The organism is Microcystis sp. M165S2 (assembly GCF_020245885.1).
GTDB lineage: Bacteria > Cyanobacteriota > Cyanobacteriia > Cyanobacteriales > Microcystaceae > Microcystis.
Window position 1 is genome coordinate 1 of sequence record NZ_JADBTZ010000200.1, and the last position, 2,539, is coordinate 2,539.

The 2,539-nt window shown below is 44.3% G+C and carries 4 protein-coding genes; all 4 read right to left on the minus strand.

The window, feature by feature from the left end:
• A partial coding sequence (locus tag IM479_RS23040; RefSeq protein WP_502845709.1) for a DUF6887 family protein occupies positions 1-81 on the minus strand: 81 nt, incomplete at its 3' end.
• Positions 78-260: a DUF6888 family protein gene (locus tag IM479_RS10530; RefSeq protein ID WP_287699395.1), complete on the minus strand. Its 183-nt coding sequence runs from the start codon at positions 258-260 to the stop codon at positions 78-80. The genes IM479_RS23040 and IM479_RS10530, both read right to left, overlap by 4 nt.
• A 115-nt stretch (positions 261-375) precedes the next feature.
• The gene (locus tag IM479_RS10535) at positions 376-1,830 is read right to left on the minus strand and encodes a GUN4 domain-containing protein (protein WP_287699396.1); all 1,455 of its coding nucleotides are present in this window, start codon (positions 1,828-1,830) and stop codon (positions 376-378) included.
• The gene (locus IM479_RS10540) at positions 1,830-2,216 is read right to left on the minus strand and encodes a Pepco domain-containing protein (protein WP_287699397.1); all 387 of its coding nucleotides are present in this window, start codon (positions 2,214-2,216) and stop codon (positions 1,830-1,832) included. Before IM479_RS10540 ends, IM479_RS10535 begins: the two co-directional genes overlap by 1 nt.
• Positions 2,217-2,539 lie beyond the last annotated feature (323 nt).

Genomic DNA, 2,539 nt, shown 5'->3' on the forward strand with positions numbered 1-2,539 from the left:
AAAAATAGCTTCTTCATTTCGATGTTCCGAAAGATACTGACGGAGTTCTGCGTTAGTCATTTCCGAAGGTGATTTTTTCATAATTCAAAGTTCCAATTTCCCTGTTCATCGATTAAAATGCTGATGTCTTCATTGGTTCCCGCTAAAATATAAATAATTTTGAGTCGGCTATCATAGCGGAATAGGTATATCGGTTGGTAGAGATTAGAAAGCAATTGACAAATAAAGATAGAGGTATCTTTCTGTTTTTGAGTCGGCAAATATCTTCTCCTAGAATTGTGCCAGTTTTGTTATCCCTATTTTACAGGATAGGAGGGTGGTGGGTTACGCTTCTCTAACCCACCCTACGCACTCACGCCTTTAGGCCCAGGAGTGTCAAATTTTACAAGTCTCGACGCGAGAGAAGATAACAGCAACTATTCTTATCCCCTCCCCATCCCCAAACCTATACCCCAAACCACCCACTTCACATAATCTTAATAAAACAGGGAGGTGTCCTTCGGGTGTTTTTAGGTCAAAAGTAACATCAAAGTGGTATATCCAGCTATTATTCACTCGCCAGCCTACTCTATCTCCGAAAGCGTTCCAAACTCTTTCATTATACTGCCGCGTCCCGCCGAGGTCGCGGTAGATTTTCGCCTGCACAGAAAAACCAAAGCGACCGCCACTATATTTAACCCATAATTGGTCAATGGTTCGCAAATCCTCGCAGGGAAAATTATCGATATCCTCTTCCCGTAGCCATCCTTCTTTTGTGCGGTTGGCTACCTGTAGCATCACGTTGGCGGTTTCCTCGTCCGCTTCCTGCCATTTCTGTTGTTTCAGCAAATCCCGTAGCTTCGTGTAATCGATTCCTTTCGCGCTTTTAAGCTCGATTTCTTTCTGTTCCGTTTTAGGGGACGGTGGGACGGGTTGTTGTGCTAATTTCAGGGTAATCCGGTCATAATAACGAAAAACCTTCGGATTCTTAGGGTCTAAGGCTAATACTCGCCTCATTAACTGTTTTGCTTCTTCTAGTCTCCCGTCCCCTTCTAAATCTAACGCTTCCTCTCGCAGTAATGCGATATCGGTATCATTTGCTTGTTTCGGTAACAGAATCAGATGATTTTTGTAGTTTGGTTCGACGGTGGAGTGGGGAGTCTGCGGGGGTTTGTTGTATTGTCGGTTGATTTCCGGAACTCGATGGAATAGATGATTACAAAGTCTCTCCACCGTCGCGCAATTCCTTTCCCCCTCAATTCGCAAAGCCTCCAGAAGCGCGTAGGTAAACGAACTCATTCCCAAAGCGGGAATTTGATAGGATTCTTCCCCCGGACTACAGGAAGCGATGGTTATCACTCCCTGTTGGGGTTTTCCCCCCGCGGATTTATTGCCGAATCTCGTCTCGTTCCGGCAAGAGTCCAACAACAGAATGATATTATCCGCGCCGCATTTGCGTAAGCGTTGGGTGAGATAGGTGAGAGAAATGGTGGTATCTGGGAGCAATTGGGAGTGTCCATCGTGGGGAACGAGGTAATCCTGTTCCTGATGTCGTAATCCGTGGCCACTGAAGAAAAACCAGAAGTTATCCCCCGTCTCCAACTGCGGGGACTCGAAAAATTCATGGAGGAAGATTTTTAAATTTGTGGCAGTGGGTTTCGTTTCTAGAAAAGTACCGCTAGGCGTTTTAATGGAGCCAGAATCATCGGTAAAGAGGAAAACTTCGTCAAACTTGGCTTCTTCTTTACAATAGCGAAACATAGCCTTCGCGTCTTCGATGGCGCAATCTAGCTTGTTAAAGTGTCCCTGTTTATAGGCTGTAATGCCGATGATAAATGCCCAGTTCGCCATTAGTCCGCAGTCGGTGTGTTTTTCTCGTCTCGCTTAAATTTTAGGGTTAATCCGCCTTTAGTGCCGGTCTTAATCCCCGTCCCTAATAATTTTACCTCACCTTCCCCGGTAATCTCTACGCAAAGCTCTACTTCATCGAGTTTAAAGCCGGTTTGCTCGTTGACCTGTTTCTGTGCTTGATTGAAGACTTTGCCGATAAGCTGGAGAAAATGGGAAAGTTCTGTCTCTAGCTTCTCTATGCTCACTTTTACGCCGCGAGTCGCCGCTTCGGTGATAGTTTTCCTTTTGTCCCAGGGATTGTCATAGGTGTCGTTTCCTTTCGCATCTTTATCGACGCTGACGGGGGTATCTTCTGCGGTGATAATCCAAATAGTTTCTTCTGACATAGCGTTCTCGTTTTTCGGTAATGGTTCTCTTTATTATCGAAAATTTGGGTTAAAACCCCGTCGTTTTACGACGGCTTTTCTTGATCTTTAATATAGCACTTAAGAACTTCCAGGGTTGCACCTCTCAGTTATCAGTTATCAGTTATCAGTTATCAGTGCGTAAGTCATCAGTTATCTGATGTGAGTTTTTAAGTGTGCAGTATTAAATAGAAGTTTCCTCCTGTCTTTTGGATATTCTCGACTTTGTGTGATAATTTTTGCTTATGGAATCGTGAAATGCTTATCGGGCAAGACTTTTAGGGCTATTTTGCGGATATTCTATC